Here is a 16,445-nt window from a genome sequence, read left to right as displayed (position 1 = left end):
CCCTCTCCGGGCTGCCGCACCGTTTAATGTGCCGCCGTGGTTCCCCCTCCGCCACGGCGGCATTTTTTTGCCGGGCTGGTCCATGCCTGCGGGCTTTTCGTTTTCGCCGTGTGGCTCTAGGGTGCCCGCAGAATCGAAAGGCCCTCAAAGAATGTCTTCTGTTGCTCCCGTTCTCGACCGTCTCGACCACAATCTCGATCAAAGCCTCGATCGGTTGTTTACCCTGCTCAAGCTGAAGTCGATCTCCACCGATCCGGCCTATGCCGCCGACTGCCGCAAGGCGGCCGAGTGGCTGGTCGCGGATTTGAAGACCATCGGCTTTACCGCCAGTGTGCGCGATACGCCCGGCCACCCGATGGTGGTGGCTCACCACGCCGGCCCTGCTGGTGCGCCGCACGTGCTGTTTTACGGCCACTATGACGTGCAGCCGGTCGATCCGGTCGAACTGTGGGACAACGACCCGTTCGCCCCTTCGATCAAGGAAATCGCACCCGGCCACAAGGTCATCACTGGACGCGGTTCGGCCGACGACAAGGGCCAGTTGATGACCTTCGTCGAAGCCTGCCGCGCCTGGAAACAGGTGCATGGCGGCTTGCCCTGCGAAATCACCATCCTGTTCGAAGGCGAGGAGGAATCCGGTTCGCCATCGCTGAAGCCGTTCCTCGCCGCCAATGCGGAGGAACTGAAGGCCGATTTCGCGCTGGTCTGCGACACCGGCATGTGGGACCGTGATACGCCCGCCATCGCGACGGCGCTGCGCGGGCTGGTGGGTGAGGAGATCACCATCCAGGCCGCCAACCGCGACCTGCATTCGGGCGAGTTCGGCGGCGCTGCCGCCAACCCGATCCGCATCCTGGCGAAAATCCTCGCCGACATTCACGATGTGGATGGCCGCGTCACCCTTCCCGGCTTTTATGACGGGGTCGAGGAAACGCCGTCGCAGGTGCTGAAATCCTGGGAGACGCTCGGCGAGACGGCGCAGGATTTTCTTGGGCCGATCGGCCTTTCGGTTCCCTCGGGCGAAAAGGGGCGGTCGATCCTGGAACTGGTCTGGGCGCGGCCGACGGCGGAGTTCAACGGCATCATCGGCGGCTATACCGGCAAGGGTTTCAAGACCGTGATCGCGGCGCAGGCATCGGCCAAGGTTTCCTTTCGCCTCGTCCACAAGCAGGACCCCGGCAAAATCCGCGCCGCCTTCCGCAAATTTGTCGAGGAGCGGTTGCCGGCCGACTGCTCGGTCGAATTCCATGAGCATGGCGGCTCGCCGGCGATCCAGCTTTCCTACGATTCACCCTTCCTGACCAAGGCCAAGCAGGCTTTGTCGGACGAATGGCCGAAGCCGGCGGTCATGATCGCCATGGGCGGCTCGATCCCGATTGTCGGCGATTTCCAGACCTATCTCGGCATGGAGTCGCTTCTGGTCGGGTTCGGCCTTTCCGACGACCGCATTCATTCGCCCAACGAAAAATACGAGCTTTCTTCTTTCCACAAGGGACAGCGCTCCTGGGCGCGCATCCTCGACGCTCTGACCCGCTGAAAGTTTTCTGATGACGAATATCCGCTTCCACAAGAACGACCTGCCTGACCTGTCGCATTATGATGTCGATGCGGTTGCCATCGATACCGAGACGCTGGGGCTCAATCCGCATCGCGACCGGCTATGCGTGGTGCAGATTTCGCCCGGCGACGGCTCGGCCGACGTGATCCAAATCGAGCAGGGCCAGAAGCGGGCGCCGAACCTGGTCAGTCTGCTTCGGAATCGCAAGGTGACCAAGCTGTTCCATTTCGGGCGCTTCGATATTGCCGTGCTCTATCACGCCTTCGGCGTCATGGCCGAACCGGTGTTCTGCACCAAGATCGCCTCGCGGCTGACACGTACCTATACCGATCGCCATGGCCTGAAGGACCTCTGCAACGAATTGTTGGGCGTCAGCCTTTCCAAGCAGCAGCAATCCTCGGACTGGGCGGCGGAAACATTGTCGCCGGAGCAACTCGAATATGCCGCTTCCGACGTGCTCTACCTACATCGACTACGCGACGAACTGGCCGGACGGCTTGCCCGCGAAAACCGCGAAAAGGAAGCCGACGCCTGTTTCCGTTTTCTGCCGACGCGCGCCAAGCTCGACCTGATGGGTTGGTCGGAAGCCGATATTTTCGCCCACAGCTAATTCGTCACCAGGCCTAAAGCGGGGAACTCTGACGGCAAAGCGGCGTTCATGTGTTCATCGGAACGTAGGGAGGGGAGAAAAAATGACAGCCAGACAACCGATTTCCACCGCACCCAAGGACGGCTCGCGGGTCACGGTCCACTGGACCGACGGCGATGGCGTGGCGAATGAATCCATCGCCCGCTGGGACAAGGAAGATGGCGCATGGTGGGCCTATACAGACGGCCATACGCAAAAGAAAATCGAGCCGACAAGCTGGCGGCCGGCTTCATCGGGCGATGACGACGACGAATAATCCCTATCTGGCGGGCAAGTCCGCTTTGCCATATTCTTTTAACGCAACTTGACCCGATTCGGAGCGTCGCTCCCGATCCCGTCTTTCTTTGGAGGGAACTGCCATGGGTATTGAAAGTCTGCTCGTCTTCCTCATCATCGGTGCAATCGCCGGCTGGCTGGCCGGGCTTATCGTCCAGGGTTTCGGTTTCGGCCTGATCGGCAACATCGTCGTCGGCATTGTCGGCGCTCTTATCGCCGGCTGGTTGCTGCCTCGCGTGGGCCTTGCCTTTGGCGGCGGCATGCTGGCCGCCATCATCCATGCCGTTATCGGCGCGGTGATCCTGCTGTTGATCATCCGGCTCGTAAAGCGAGCGTAGCCAAGCCTTCGACAAAGGCTGAACTTCAAAACGCCGCGCGTTCGATGAGACGCGCGGCGTTTTGTTTCGACTGAAGTCTGGTGGGTGGGTGGAATTCCGCCCCCGGGCGCCGCTTTAGCCGCCGCTCAGAATGTCCAGGATGGATGTCTCTCGCTTTTTCAGCGGCCCGCCGACATCGCCGGGCGGCACCGGGCGCTTGATCGACGCGGTCGGGCTGTCTTCGACCGGCATCGCAACCTTGCCTTGCGCCTGCGTCGGTTGTACGGCGCGCGCCGGCACGGGCGAGGCTGCAACGGCCCGGCCGACCGGGGCGGGCGGGGCAGGCTTCTGCGCCGGTACAACGGGCGAGGGCGCTTCATCCCGCGCGATATTTGCCATGGGCGTGGATTTCCAGGTGCCGGGCAGCGGCGCGATCTTCACGCCTTCATGGGCCGCGACCATGAATTCATGCCATGCCAATGCCGGCAGCGCGCCGCCCGTGACCCTTTTCATGGGCGTGCCGTCGTCATTGCCGAACCAGACCCCGGTCGTGAGATTGGCGGTGTAGCCGATGAACCATGCGTCGCGCGAATTCTGGCTGGTGCCGGTCTTGCCGGCCGAGGGCCATGCGAAGGCCGCTTTCTTCCCGGTGCCGGTCTCGACGGTGTCGGCCATCATGGCGTTCATCATGCCGACGACTTCCGGCTTGACCACCCGCGGCGCGTTCGCTGCCTTGTGCTGGTAGAGCACCTTGCCGCTGGCGTCGGTCACCTTGCGGATGAAGTGGATGTCCGGGCGAAAGCCGCCATTGGCGAAGGGCACATAGGCGGCCGTGAGTTCGAGCGGCGTCACTTCCGAGGTGCCGAGCGCGATCGAGGTGTTGGCCTTGACATCGGACTGGATGCCCATGCGGTGCGCGGCCTCGACCACGGCCTTGGGACCGACTTCCATGGTCAGTTGGGCTGCGACCGAGTTCAGGGACTTGGCCAGCGCCGTGGCCAGCGTGACCTTGCCGTAATACTTGCCGCCATAATTGTCCGGCGACCACTTGCCGATCTTGATCGGCGCGTCGTTGCGCACGCTGTCGGGCGTGCGGCCGGCTTCAAGCGCCGCCATATAGACAAAAGGCTTGAACGCGGAACCCGGCTGCCGGCGCGCTTCGGATGCGCGGTCGAACTGGCTGGTGGAATAATCATAGCCGCCGACCATGGCGCGTACCGCGCCGGAACCGTCGATCGAGACGAGCGCGCCTTGGGTGACGTCGAGCTTCTTGCCGTTTTCGTCGATCAGCCGCCGGATCGATTTTTCGGCCAGCTTCTGCAAGGTAAGGTCGACGGTGGTGTCGACGACGATATCGCCCTGCACATCGCCGATCAGGTCTGGCAGTTCCTCCATGACGGTGTCGGCGACGTAATTTTCGGAGCCGGTCCAGTAGGAGGGCGCGCGCGTGGCCGGTGCGCTCATGGCGCCGGACTGCTGCTTGGCCCCGATCATGCCTTCGTCGCGCATGGCGGCCAGGACGAGTTGCGCCCGTTCTTCGGCGGCTTTGGGATCGCGCGCGGGAGACAGCCGCGACGGCGCCTTGAGCAGGCCGGCAAGCAGGGCTGCTTCCGCCAGCGTCACGTCGTGAGCGGACTTGCCGAAATAGCGGCGCGAGGCGGCTTCGACGCCATAGGAGCCGGATCCGAAATAGACCCGGTTGAGGTACATCTGCAGGATCTGGTCCTTGGTGTGCTTGTGTTCCAGCCAGAACGCCAGCAGCACCTCCTGAACCTTGCGCTCCAGCGTGCGGTCGGGCTTCAGGAACAGGTTCTTTGCCAATTGCTGGGTCAGCGTCGACCCGCCCTGGCTGAGGCGGCCGCCGAGGACGTTGGTCACCATGGCCCGCGCCAGGCCGATCGGGTCGACGCCGAAATGCGAGTAGAAGCGGCGGTCCTCGATGGCGATGACGGCTTCGGGGATATAGGGCGACATTTCGTGCAGGCCGACGGCCTCGCCGCCGCTCATGCCGCGGTTGGCAACCAGTTGCCCGTCGGCGGAAACGATCTTGATGTTCGGCGCCCGGTCCGGGATGGCCCAGGTCGTCGCGGCCGGCATCTTCGCGCCGTAATAAACGACGATGCCGGCGGCGGCGATGCCGCCCCATATGGCAAGGACGAAGCACCAGTAAAGCAATCGGCTAAAAACGCCGAACAATCCGCGCCGGCCTTTGGCTCGACCGCGCCGCGAAGATCTTGACCGTGCGGATTTGCTTTTCGACGAAGCCTTGCGATTGCTTGGCACGACGCGGTCCTCCTCGCTCACCGAAAAGCCGTTCGACGCCCTTTGTTTCGACGATTCCTCGAAACGGGGCTCGATGCGTCTGTCTCTGCGGTCTGCCATGCCCTGCGCTTCAAGTCCCCGTGCGCGTCCCCATTGGACAGTAGATGCGGCGATTTAAGGGTGCGTTAAGGCGAGGGATTTCAATGTGCTGGAAAATCAGCCACTTGAGATCGAGCCGCTACCGCTTCGTTCACGGCCCTTCAGGCGGGGGTGTCCTGTGAGCCGTGCTATGATAGCCTGCGCTATTCTCGAGGAGGGCACGATCCTAATCGGAGGGTACGATGATTAGCTCGGCAATTTCCAAGGCTGCAATGGCGGCGTTGATATCATTATGCTTCGGTGCTGGCGGAAGTTTCGCCAAGGATGGCGCCGCAGCCAAGGTGGTCGTTGCGAATTTCGATTTCGTGGATACCTCAGGCGAAGTTAAGGACGAAACAGCGCGGCACGAGACGCAATTGCACGACTTCGAATCCGTGTTGCGGGAAACCATGGCAAAGGACCGCGGCATCGATCCTGTCGCGCTGTCATGCGAGGCAGGGCGGTGCTCCTTGGCCGACCCTGGGGTGGATCAGCTCCTGCGACAGGCCAAGGCGGCGAATGCGAGATACCTTGTTACGGGCGGCCTCCACAAAATGAGCACGCTGGTCGGCTGGGCCAAATTCGTTGTTTTCGACCTTGAAAAGAGCGGCCAGGTTTGCGACCGGCTTTTGACGTATCGTGGCGATACAGCCGAGGCGTGGCGGCGGGCGGCCAAGTTCAGCGCAGAAGACATCGTCAGGTACTGCTTCGCCGACGTTCGACAGCCCGGATAATAGCCCCTCCGCCAGCAATATGGCCGCCCGCCTGTCCGGATGGATGCGCCGGCGTGCCCAAAACTTACGCCGACGCAATGATGGCCGGTTCGCCTACCACTTGGTGCGGATGAGACTGTCGGGTTTGCCGACCAGGCCGTAGGTCTCGCGCAAAACCTTCTCGGCTTCCGCCGCACTGCCTTTTGGCAGGGTGTGCAGCCCGCCTCGGGGAAAATGCAGGGTGCTTCCTTCGAGACGGTAGCCGACTTCATAAGGATGGCCGCAACTGTCGAGGAAACGGTACTGCGTCTTCCCGTCTTTCTGCATGGGTTCAAGCTGGGGATAGACGCAATTACCGGCAAAAGCGGGCGATGCGGTTACGGCCAGAAGGGTGAAGACGAGTAGGGATTTCATGGCTGTCTCCTTTGCGACGATGTTAACAGGAGAACAGGCGAGTGCGGCAAGCTTAAGGAGAAAGCAGGACCGAGTGTCGTGTCTCTCGGATGAACCGAGCCATCGAATTCCGCACGGTCGGGCATCTGTTTTCGACAACCCGGCTGGTGCCGGTCTTCTCCCGATCGAGGCGGAGGGCCTTTTGCACCGTTGTGGGGTCAAAGAAAAACCCCGCCAGCCGAAGCCAGCGGGTCGATTGGTGGATCGCTCTCAGGTGGTAGGGTGATCAGGCGAAGACGATGTCCGCAGCGGTAATGCCAGGAACGCCCACCAGCTGAATAACGAGGTCGTTGGCGGCGTTGAAGTTGCCGTCATTATTAAGGTCGGCAAGTACGTAGGTGTTGCCGGCCTCCGTAAACGTCGCGACCGCGAGCGTGTCACCGCCCACATTGAAGAAGCCGGGCACACCGCCAGCAAGCTGCGCGATCGTCGTGGCGGTTGTGGTGCCTGCAGCGACGGTGTCCGTCTCGCCGGTGAGATTGAACGCCGACAGATCGATCGTGTCCGTACCCGCTGTGCCGAAATCAGTAACAGCGTCGAAGTTCACATAGGTCGAGTCAGCCTGTGCGGTGTAAACGAGGTTCTCATCGCCGGCACCCAGACCAATAAGGTCAGCACCAGCGCCGGCATTGATCGTAAGATCGGCTCCAGCACCTGTGACGGTCGCGTTAATGGTATCGGCGCCAGCACCGGTGTTTACAACAGCGCCATCAGAATTCGCGCCGATTTGAACGAGATCATCGCCAGCACCCGTGTTGATGACGGCATTTTCAGCGTCAAACGCGACGATATCGTTTCCCGAGCCCGTCGTCGCCGTTTCGAGAACGGCTGAGGTGGATAAATCGATAGCTACGTCACCGGTAGCTGTCGAAGCGTCAAATGTCTCAAGAACAGTCGAAACTGCGAGGATCGCGACATCCCCTGCACCGGTTACCGTCAAGCTTTCAATATTGATAAACGGGAGGAAGACAATGTCTGGCGAAGGTATGGCCGCAGCATCCCCGTTAGCTGCAAGTGTGATGTGCTCAATGCCGGCCGAGGTGTCTGCTAAAGCAGCATCTACCGTCTGGAAAATTCCAATGGGAGCATCGTCTACAGCCAGATGAAGCGTGTCGTTGGCTCCTGCAAGGCTTGCGTCGATGCCAATCAGGACAGCGGTGCCAAGAGGGGCGCCCGAAATTCCAAAGATGGTATCCAGCGAGGCATGGGAATAGGTAGCATCGGCAGAGGAATTTATCTGCTTGACGCCCGTGACGCTGGATAGGTCCAGAGTGCCGCCCGCAGCATTGTTGATGGTCTCGACATTCGAGATAACCGGAGCGGCACCTGAGACAAGGCCGCCAGCGCTGATGTTCATCACGTCGTTGCCGGCACCACCGTCGATGACGTCCGTGCTGTCGAGCGAACCACCAAAAATACCAGCAAATGCGCGAATTGTATCGGCGCCAGCCGTGCCATGAACGACATCGACGCCATCTGCAGCGAAGCCAGCAGCAGTGAGCGTGAAAATCTCGCCAGGGTTGTCGCCGCCAAAGAAAGCATCCGTCGCCGTGTTGGCGGCTTCGACCGTTGCCGGGTCAGCGGTGATGCCGTCGAGGATGCCATGCGACGAATCGCTGGCCTGGTCCGTCAGGCGACCGTTGTCCTGATAGATGTCGACAAACGTCGCCGCCGCTTCAAGCGCCCAATGAAGGCCCGCATCGACCTTGTTCTGCAGGAATGCCTGGTCAGGACTGCCATCGTTGGAGGCCGCGTTGCCGAGGATCGAGGCAACCACGCTGCCTGCCGATTCGCCGGCCGTCATGCGAGCGCTGTAATAGGCCAGGCCATCGGCGTCGATCGCGCGGCCGAACACATTCTGGTAGACCTGCTCCAGGAAATCGTTCTGGCTCAGCAGGTCCGGGTACGTGAAAAAGGGATAGGTATCGGAAGCTTCGGGCGAGGCAGCGAAGGAATCGCCGATATCCTGGATGGAGACTCCTGCCTCGACCCGACCAACCCAGTACTGCAGGCCAGCCGGGTCCGGAGCGCGATCGTAGAAGCCGATATATACTTGGGCAATGAGTTCTGCTGTGCTTGCCATTGTAGAGGATCCCTTGTTCCAATGGTCGGTGTACGTTAACGCCGGCCGTCGCCTAGCGTCGTGCAGATGATAATCTCTAACCCACCGCTACCGGTGAGCTACCCGAAGACCGAAGGAATTAAAGACCCCGCGAGAATACTCGCCATCAAAAGAAAAATTCGATCCCCAGCCTGAAAATTCTATTTAAAGATTAGAAAGGCTGCAAGCAGGAAATGCAGCGCGGAAAATTGATACACCGCACTGCGCTTGGCTTCCGTTATTCCATATCCGGCACATCGCCGGACCCGAACAGCGTGGTCGCGGCCCGTACTCCCCGATATCCGGATTGGCCTCACGGCTCCAGGCAATCACGCCGACGTGCTTATCGGCCAGTGCATGACTGTCGGTGCCGGGAAATCGCATCGGCGATGGAACCTTCCCGCGCGAAGGGTGTTGTTCGGATGATCCTTCCCCCCTTTGGATCGCCGGGTGTGTCCCCTCCACGCCCGCACAACTGAGGCCCGCTGCCGCCAAGCGACAGTGGGCCTTTCTCTTGCCATTTTCGTGGAACTAAAGTCGTAGGTGATCGTTAATCAACATTAACAGGCCTGCTTTGGAGTGTGGCGTATCCCCCGGATGCGCCGTTTCCTACGCCTGAATGAACCTTGGATCGATCCGATTGTCGGGTGGGCCCGAAGTTCCAACCGCACGGGAGGTATGCATGGATCGTTTGCAGTTTGTGTCAACGGTACGCGTCGCGCGCGGACAAGGCCATCCGGTCGAGGAGATCGACAGCGTCGCGGAAGCCATGGCATTCTTGCGCGAATGGCCCGTCGGGCGCCGTGGGCCGGTCTATCGCTGCGCGTTGAACTGTTGCGCCGCCGCGATTGCCGCGCAGATGACGGCGGAGGAAGCCAGAAAGTCGTTCGCGGGATTTGCCCGCATTACCGGACTGCTCGTCGAGGGCGAAATACAGGCCGCGCATATCGCGGATCAGCAAAATTTGAGCAAACGAGCAGCGCAGTAAGTTGCAGCGTCTTTTCGTAAGACGGCACTTCGACATTTTGATTGCGAATCGGGATAAAACCGGATTTCATTTTTCGATCTGATGCTTAGAGGCGTCCGGTTCACCTATCGTTTCGTCTCGCCCTAAAATCATCGATAGCGGCGTGGTCTGCCGGCTGTGCAGCGCCAGGCAAAAGACGCGGCGTCTCCGCTTTGTGCGCGGCCTTGCGGGTGGCGGCTCATCAAAGCGGAATGGTTTTCTCCAGCTTCTTCCGCTTTCAGAAAAGCGATTGCTTCCCACGGTGTCCGGCGCGAGCCGGTTTCTTCTGATTTTTCAGGCCGGCGCGTACAAATCCTGATCGTTCAGGAACACCGCGCCATGCCGTATGTGAAGCCAAAGCTGAATGCCTTTCCCATCTTCCTGCGGGTCGAAGGCAGGGTTGTCGTCATCGTCGGCGGCGGCGAGGAGGCGCTGGCGAAGGCGCGGCTGATCGGCCAGTCGAGCGCCCAACTGCATATCGTTGCAGACAATGTCTCAACCGAGTTGCTCGATTGGGCCAAGGCTAACGGCGCAACCCATATCGCCGCCGCCTATGCCGAAGAGCTTTTGCACGGTGCGGTCGTCGTGTTCGCGGCCACTAGCGAGGAGGCGCTTGACCGCCGCATCGTAGGCGACGCCCGCCGGCTCGGCATTCCGGCAAATGCGGTGGATCGGCCCGAACTGTGCGATTTCTTCACGCCCGCTCTGGTCAATCGCGCGCCCGTTGCGGTCGCCATCGGCACCGAAGGGGCGGGGCCGGTACTTGCCCAACTGATCCGCGCCCGTATCGACCAGATGCTGTCGCCGTCGCTCGGGCCGCTTGGCGCGCTTGCCGCCTCGTTTCGAGACGTTGCGGAAGGGCTGTTGCCGAAGGGTAATCTGCGCCGCCGTTTCTGGCGCGCGTTTTTCACGGGCGCTCCGGCCCAGGCCATGCAGGCCGGGCAGGCGTCGCTGGCGCACGATGCGGCCGTCGACCTGCTGCTCGCCAATGCGTCGCCGCTGGGGCACGTCGCGCTTGTCGGTGCCGGCCCCGGCGCTGAAGATCTGCTGACGCTGCGCGCGCAGCGGCTTTTGATGGAAGCCGATACCATCCTGTATGACGCACTGGTGCCGGAAGCGGTTGTCGCCATGGGCCGCCGCGATGCCGAGCGCGTTTCCGTCGGAAAGCGCAAAGGCTGCCATTCCAAGACGCAAGACGAGATCAACGCGCTGCTGGTCGAACTCGGCCGGCAGGGCAAGCGCGTGGTGCGGCTCAAAAGCGGCGATCCGCTGGTGTTCGGGCGCGCCGGCGAGGAAATGGCCGCGCTGCGCGATGCCGGCATTTCCTACGAGATCGTTCCGGGGATTACCGCCGCCTTTGCCGCCGCCGCCGATTTCGAACTGCCGCTGACGCTGCGTGGTGTCTCCTCGTCCATGGTGTTCACCACCGGGCATGACCTCAAGGGCAAGACGCTGCCGGATTGGGCGAAGCTGGCCATCTCGGGCGCGACAGTCGCGGTCTATATGGGGCGCTCCGTGGCGGCGGACGTTGCCGGCCGGCTGATCGCTTCCGGCCTTTCGCCCGACACGGCGGTCGCAGTGGTCGAGAATGCCAGCCTTGCCGATTGCCGGCGGTTCCATGGAACGCTGGCCGACCTGCCGTCGCTGGAAGCGCGTGGCGATCTTTCCGGCCCCGTCATGACCATTATCGGCGATGCCGTCGCTGGCGCCAATTTCGAGCGTTCGGAGCCGCTGGCAACTCACACGCCGGTAAGGGCTTCTCGCGCAACCGCCCGCACAAATCAGGGACTTCACGCATGAAAATCCTCACCGCCAACCGCCTCATCGACGGCGAAGCCGTCTGGTACGCGCACGGCCTCTGGCACGAGACGATCGACGATGCCGAAATCGCCGACGACAAGGCCGGAGAGGAAAGGCTGGAAGAGATCGGCAAGGCGGCGTTCGCGGCCAATCTGGTTCTCGACGTGGCCGTCATCGATGTCGAACTGCTCGACGGTGTAATCCGGCCGACCCGCCTGCGCGAGCGTATCCGCGCCGCCGGGCCAACCATTCGCAATGACCTTGGCAAGCAGGCCCGCCGTCTGGCGGCATAGATACAGCGCCCGGAGAGACGCCATGTACCGTTATGACGAGTTCGATCATGCCTTCGTAAAGGCCCGCGTCGAGGAGTTCTCCGAGCAGGTGGACCGGCGGCTGGCCGGAGAGATCACCGAGGATCAGTTCAAGCCGCTCAGGCTGATGAACGGCGTCTATCTCCAGCTTCACGCCTACATGCTGCGCGTCGCCATTCCCTATGGCACGCTGTCGTCGCGCCAGTTGCGGATGCTGGCGCATATCGCGCGCAAATACGACAAGGGCTACGGCCACTTCACTACGCGCCAGAACATCCAGTTCCACTGGCCGGCGCTCTCGGAAATTCCGGCAGCACTTGGCGACCTTGCCTCGGTCGAGATGCACGCCTTGCAGACCAGCGGCAATTGCATTCGCAATGTCAGCGCCGATCATTTCGCGGGGGCCGCCGCCGACGAGGTCGCCGATCCGCGCCCTTATGCCGAGATATTGCGGCAGTGGTCTTCGGTGCACCCGGAGTTCACCTATCTGCCGCGCAAGTTCAAGATCGCGCTGACCGGTGCCGAGCGCGACCGCGCCGCGATCCAGACCTACGATATCGGCCTGCATCTCAAGAAGGACGCCAACGGCAAGCTCGGCTTCGCCGTCTGGGTCGGCGGTGGCCAGGGACGCACGCCGCTGCTTGCCAAGAAGGTTCGCGACTTTCTGCCGGAACAGCATTTGCTTTCCTACATAACCGCGATCATGCGCGTCTATAATCTCTCCGGGCGTCGCGACAACAAGTGGAAGGCGCGCATCAAGATCCTCGTGCACGAGACCGGCGCGCAGGAATTCGCGCGCCAGGTCGAAGCCGAATGGGAGACGCTGAAGGATACCGAACTGAAACTGCCGGAAGCCGACATTCGCGCCATCGATGCCTATTTCGCGCCGCCGCCGCTGGTCGACCGGCCCGAAGGCGACGAGGCGGTAAGGCTGGCCCGTCTCGATTCCAAGAGCTTCTCCGAATGGTTGAACCGCAACGTCAACACGCATCGGCACCCGGACTATGCGTCGGTGACGATTTCCCTGAAGGGCATCGGCGAAACGCCCGGCGATATCAGCGACAGCCAGATGGAGGCGGTTGCCGACCTCGCCGAAAAATACGGTTTCGACGAGGCCCGCGTCAGCCATGAGCAGAACCTGATCCTGCCGCATGTCGCGCGCGCCGACCTGAAGGCCGTCTATGACGGGTTGGTCGAGATCGAATTGGCCACAGCCAATGCCGGCTTGATCAGCGACATCATCGCATGCCCCGGCCTCGACTATTGCTCGCTTGCCAACGCCCGTTCTATCCCGGTCGCACAGCAGATCGCCTTGCGCTTCGCTTCGCTGGAGCGGCAGCGCGACATTGGCGAGTTGAAGCTGAAGATTTCCGGCTGCATCAATGCCTGCGGCCATCACCATGTCGGCCATATCGGCATTCTCGGCGTCGAGAAGAAGGGTGCTGAACTCTATCAGGTGACGCTTGGCGGCTCCGGCGACGAGAATGCGTCGATCGGCGACATCATCGGACGCGGCTTCGGCCCGGACGAAATCGTCGACGCGGTCGAGACGCTGGTCGAGAAATATCTCTCCATTCGCAACACTCAATCGGAACGCTTCCTCGACGTGTATCGCCGGGTCGGACCGGCACCGTTCAAGGAGGCACTCTATGGAGCAGAAGCCAGGGCAGCTTGACCGGGTTTCCGGGGTCGAGGCAGGAGCGGCTGCCGATGCGGCGGGTCTTGACGCGCTCTATGGTCACCTGTCTGCGGTCGAGATCATCGAACGTGCGGTAACCGATCTGTTTACCGGCGAAATCGCCGCGGTTTCGTCGTTCGGCGCGGATTCGGCGGTGCTTTTGCATCTGATCGCGCAGGTCGATGCCGATTTGCCGGTGATCTTTCTGGATACGGGCAAGCATTTCGAGGAGACGTTCTCCTACCGCGACGCGCTGGCAGCGGATTTCGGGCTGACGAATATCCGCATCGTTGCCCCCGATGCCGTCGCGCTGGAGCGGATTGATCCGACTGGATTGCTGCACCAGACCGACGTCGATGCCTGCTGCGCTGTGCGCAAGGTAGAGCCGATGGCGCGGGGCGTGGAACCGTTCCAGGCATGGTTCACCGGCCGCAAGCGCTTTCAGGCCTCGACCCGCGCTGCCCTTCCCGTATTCGAGGCGGTCGGCCCGCGCATACGCGTCAATCCGCTCGCGCGCTGGACAACGGCCGACCAGGCCGACTACATGCGCGCCCATGCTTTGCGGGAAAATCCGCTGGTCGCCTATGGCTACCTCTCGATAGGCTGCTTTCCCTGCACAAAGCCGGTCGCGCCGGGCGAGGATGCCCGCAGTGGCCGTTGGGCGGGGCACGCCAAGACCGAATGCGGCATCCATCTTTCGGGGCTTGAAAAGTCGCTTACCGATGCGTCGCTTTAGGATGCCTGTATGACCGAACAGCAATCAGGGGAAGAGACCCGCCTGTGGACCCCGCAAGGGTTTCGCGAGGATGATTGGACCTATGCCGAAAACGCCGAGGCACTGGCGGACGCGGGGCGTTTCATACTGCCGCTCGCCGTCTTCCTCGAACTCGATCCGCAGACGCGGGCCCTGTCCAGGGATCGGCTAGGCGTGGTCCTGCAATCGGGCGATCGGCTGGACGACCTTGCCGAACGGCTCGACATGCTGGCGCTGGTGGCGCTGGTCTTTCCGGCCTTCACCGACGGCCGCAGCTATTCCAAGGCCGAACTGTTGCGCGGCCGCCTGGCCTACAGGGGCGTTCTGCGGGCAGTCGGGCAGGTGCTTGTCGACCAACTGCCGCATATGCTGCGCGTCGGCTTCACCGAGTTCGAAATATCGAACCCCGTCCTGTTGAAGCGCCTCGAAGTGGGCGACATCGGCGGCCTGCCGGTCTATTACCAGCCATCCGCAAAACTGGCGTCGGTGTCGGGGAAATATGCTTGGCGGCGGACGCCCGCCGGTTGACGGCTGTTGGCGCTTACCGACCCTGCGGGGCTTCGGCCTCGCTGTCTTCCAGCCGGTCGAGCAATTCTCTGAGATAATGCGGAATGTCGCTTGCCACCTTGAAGGTCGGCATCGACTGCATGTAGCGCGCCACCTTGCGGTCGCCAAGCTGACGCTTGATTTCGGTGGCGAGTTGTTCGCGCGTGGAAGTCGGTTTGCAGGCGATCATTTCAAAATCCTTTGTCGACTTCGAAACCCTCCGATACCGGTTAGGTTCCCACAATATGGTTCCACGGCAAGCGATCAGTGCAACTACGGTAAAGTTTGAATTAATTTTGAATCGCCTGCATCAGGCAGGTCTTTTGTTTCAAGGCTGCGCCCGAATCGGTCTTGCCCCTTGATTTTTGGGTGCCGAACCTCGATATCGGCAGCAAATCCGAACCACATGAGATGACAGGGATTGGCCATGAGCAATCAGCCGGACGACGAACATATGCCCGAGGAAATCGACGCTGCCGATACGGCGAGCGACCGGTCCGAAGGCGGTGTCGCCGACGACTATGAGGCGCTGGTGCGGCTCCTGAAGGAAAACGAGGAGCTGAAGGACCGCGCTTTGCGGACGGCAGCCGAGATGGAGAATTTGCGCCGCCGCACGGCCCGCGATGTCGTTGACGCCCGCGCCTACGCGGTTGCCAATTTTGCGCGCGACATGCTGCAGGTGGCGGACAACCTCCAGCGCGCGATGGACGCCATTCCCGTCGAGGCGAAGACATCGGGAGATGCGGGCTTTACCGCGCTTATCGATGGCGTCGAGATCACGGCGCGCGGCATGCTGGCGACGCTGGAGCGGCACGGCGTGAAGAAACTCGCGCCCGAGGGCGAGCGCTTCGACCCGAATTTCCACCAAGCGATGTTCGAGGTTCCCAATCCCGACATTGCCAGCGGCACCGTGGTTCAGGTCGTGCAGCCCGGCTACTCCATCGGCGAGCGCGTGCTGCGCCCGGCCATGGTGGGCGTTTCCAAGGGCGGACCGAAATACGGGGCTAACGAAGCGCCTGCCGAGCCCGGCCCCATCAACGAGCAGGCCGAGAAAGACGCGTAAGCGGGCGAATAGAGAGTAGCGAATAGGGAATAGGGAATAGGGAATAGGGAATAGGGTTTGGCAGGCTGTCCATTGACGCGGCGCGCATGTTCGCGTCTCCTGCCTACTCGCTACTCGCTACTCGCTACTCGCTACTCGCTACTCGCTACTCGCTACTCGCTACTCGCCGGGCCGCCTTCATGAACCTCATCACGCTGCTCGATTATGCCGGCGTCATCGTGTTTGCGGCGACCGGTGCACTTGCGGCGTCACGCAAGCAACTCGACATCATCGGTTTTCTTTTCCTGGCCAGCGTCACCGGCATCGGCGGCGGCACGTTTCGCGACCTGATCCTGGGCGTGCCGGTGTTCTGGGTGGAAAATCGCATCTATGTGCTGATCTGCGTGCTTGTGGCGATCGCTGTGTTCTTCACGGCGCACCGCGTCGAGTCCCGCTACAAATTACTGCTGTGGCTGGATGCCATCGGTCTTGCCGCCTTTTCGGTGATGGGGGCCGCCAAGGGGTTGGCGATTACCGGGTCGCCGGTGGTGGCCATCGTCACCGGCGTGCTCACGGCCACTTTTGGCGGGATCCTGCGGGATCTTCTGGCCGGCGAACCCTCGGTGTTGTTGAAGCCCGAAGTTTATGTGAGTGCGGCCCTTGCAGGTGCTACGATCTTCACGCTTGGCGATATCGCTCATCTGCCGCCGCTGTTTTCAGACATTGCGGGGTTTGCCGTCGCGTTCGCGGTGCGTGGCGGCGCACTGAAATTCGGCTGGACTATCGCTGGCTACAGGAGCCGGCCGGGGCGTCGGCCCGAAGACATTCCGTAAGGATTTAA

The 16,445-nt window shown here is 61.8% G+C and carries 17 protein-coding genes; 13 read left to right on the top strand and 4 right to left on the bottom strand.

Going from position 1 to position 16,445, the window contains the following annotated elements; all coding sequences use genetic code 11:
• Window positions 1–151: 151 nt before the first annotated feature.
• The 4 genes from ACX3P0_RS20365 to ACX3P0_RS20350 all read left to right on the top strand — a co-directional run bounded on the left by ACX3P0_RS20365 (window position 152) and on the right by ACX3P0_RS20350 (window position 2,821).
• Window positions 152–1,537, top strand: coding sequence for a M20/M25/M40 family metallo-hydrolase (locus tag ACX3P0_RS20365; protein ID WP_459091348.1), 1,386 nt, complete (start codon window positions 152–154; stop codon window positions 1,535–1,537).
• Window positions 1,538–1,547: 10 nt separating this feature from the next.
• The gene (locus tag ACX3P0_RS20360; protein ID WP_459091346.1) at window positions 1,548–2,168 is read left to right on the top strand and encodes a ribonuclease D; all 621 of its coding nucleotides are present in this window, start codon (window positions 1,548–1,550) and stop codon (window positions 2,166–2,168) included.
• Window positions 2,169–2,250: 82 nt separating this feature from the next.
• Window positions 2,251–2,463: a hypothetical protein gene (locus ACX3P0_RS20355; protein WP_459081273.1), complete on the top strand. Its 213-nt coding sequence runs from the start codon at window positions 2,251–2,253 to the stop codon at window positions 2,461–2,463.
• A gap of 103 nt (window positions 2,464–2,566) precedes the next feature.
• Window positions 2,567–2,821 (top strand): GlsB/YeaQ/YmgE family stress response membrane protein, encoded by a 255-nt coding sequence (locus ACX3P0_RS20350; protein ID WP_459081272.1) that lies wholly within the window; start codon window positions 2,567–2,569, stop codon window positions 2,819–2,821.
• 114 nt (window positions 2,822–2,935) lie between these two features.
• Here ACX3P0_RS20350 and ACX3P0_RS20345 read toward each other — a convergent pair whose 3' ends face one another.
• Window positions 2,936–5,182: a transglycosylase domain-containing protein gene (locus ACX3P0_RS20345; RefSeq protein WP_459091344.1), complete on the bottom strand. Its 2,247-nt coding sequence runs from the start codon at window positions 5,180–5,182 to the stop codon at window positions 2,936–2,938.
• Between the two features lie 221 nt (window positions 5,183–5,403).
• On the opposite strand from ACX3P0_RS20345, the gene ACX3P0_RS20340 reads away from it, so the two are divergent.
• Complete coding sequence (locus ACX3P0_RS20340; protein WP_459091342.1) at window positions 5,404–5,934, top strand: DUF2380 domain-containing protein; 531 nt, start codon at window positions 5,404–5,406, stop codon at window positions 5,932–5,934.
• A 93-nt stretch (window positions 5,935–6,027) separates the two neighbouring features.
• On the opposite strand, the gene ACX3P0_RS20335 is transcribed toward ACX3P0_RS20340, so the two are convergent.
• Together ACX3P0_RS20335 and ACX3P0_RS20330 are read right to left on the bottom strand one after the other, a co-directional pair.
• Window positions 6,028–6,327, bottom strand: a complete 300-nt coding sequence (locus ACX3P0_RS20335; protein ID WP_459091341.1) for a hypothetical protein — start codon at window positions 6,325–6,327, stop codon at window positions 6,028–6,030.
• Between the two features lie 265 nt (window positions 6,328–6,592).
• Complete coding sequence (locus tag ACX3P0_RS20330) at window positions 6,593–8,449, bottom strand: DUF4214 domain-containing protein (RefSeq protein WP_459091339.1); 1,857 nt, start codon at window positions 8,447–8,449, stop codon at window positions 6,593–6,595.
• 700 nt (window positions 8,450–9,149) lie between these two features.
• Here ACX3P0_RS20330 and ACX3P0_RS20325 point away from each other — a divergent pair.
• From ACX3P0_RS20325 to ACX3P0_RS20300, 6 genes are all read left to right on the top strand, one after another.
• Window positions 9,150–9,455: a DUF982 domain-containing protein gene (locus ACX3P0_RS20325; RefSeq protein ID WP_459081268.1), complete on the top strand. Its 306-nt coding sequence runs from the start codon at window positions 9,150–9,152 to the stop codon at window positions 9,453–9,455.
• Window positions 9,456–9,812: 357 nt separating this feature from the next.
• Window positions 9,813–11,273: a siroheme synthase CysG gene (gene cysG, locus ACX3P0_RS20320; protein WP_459091337.1), complete on the top strand. Its 1,461-nt coding sequence runs from the start codon at window positions 9,813–9,815 to the stop codon at window positions 11,271–11,273.
• The gene (locus ACX3P0_RS20315) at window positions 11,270–11,566 is read left to right on the top strand and encodes a DUF2849 domain-containing protein (RefSeq protein WP_459091335.1); all 297 of its coding nucleotides are present in this window, start codon (window positions 11,270–11,272) and stop codon (window positions 11,564–11,566) included. The genes cysG and ACX3P0_RS20315 overlap by 4 nt, the downstream gene beginning before the upstream one ends.
• Window positions 11,567–11,588: 22 nt before the next feature.
• A complete protein-coding gene (locus ACX3P0_RS20310) occupies window positions 11,589–13,259 on the top strand; it encodes a nitrite/sulfite reductase (RefSeq protein WP_459081265.1) in 1,671 nt (556 codons plus the stop codon).
• Window positions 13,234–13,998, top strand: a complete 765-nt coding sequence (locus tag ACX3P0_RS20305; protein ID WP_459091333.1) for a phosphoadenylyl-sulfate reductase — start codon at window positions 13,234–13,236, stop codon at window positions 13,996–13,998. Before ACX3P0_RS20310 ends, ACX3P0_RS20305 begins: the two co-directional genes overlap by 26 nt.
• Before the next feature lie 9 nt (window positions 13,999–14,007).
• On the top strand, window positions 14,008–14,544 hold the full coding sequence (locus ACX3P0_RS20300; RefSeq protein ID WP_459091331.1) for a DUF934 domain-containing protein: 537 nt from the start codon (window positions 14,008–14,010) through the stop codon (window positions 14,542–14,544).
• 13 nt (window positions 14,545–14,557) lie between these two features.
• On the opposite strand, the gene ACX3P0_RS20295 is transcribed toward ACX3P0_RS20300, so the two are convergent.
• Window positions 14,558–14,752 carry a hypothetical protein gene (locus tag ACX3P0_RS20295; protein ID WP_459091329.1) on the bottom strand — a complete coding sequence of 65 codons (195 nt, stop codon included), beginning with the start codon at window positions 14,750–14,752 and terminating at the stop codon, window positions 14,558–14,560.
• Window positions 14,753–14,989: 237 nt separating this feature from the next.
• On the opposite strand from ACX3P0_RS20295, the gene grpE reads away from it, so the two are divergent.
• A complete protein-coding gene (grpE, locus tag ACX3P0_RS20290; protein ID WP_459081260.1) occupies window positions 14,990–15,625 on the top strand; it encodes a nucleotide exchange factor GrpE in 636 nt (211 codons plus the stop codon).
• Window positions 15,626–15,804: 179 nt separating this feature from the next.
• Entirely contained in the window at window positions 15,805–16,437 is a 633-nt protein-coding gene (locus tag ACX3P0_RS20285; RefSeq protein WP_459091398.1) for a trimeric intracellular cation channel family protein, read from the top strand.
• Window positions 16,438–16,445: the final 8 nt, after the last annotated feature.

The organism is Mesorhizobium sp. A556 (assembly GCF_054489545.1).
The sequence above is the reverse complement of the archived record's forward strand: the minus strand, read 5'-3'. Positions and strand labels throughout refer to the sequence as shown.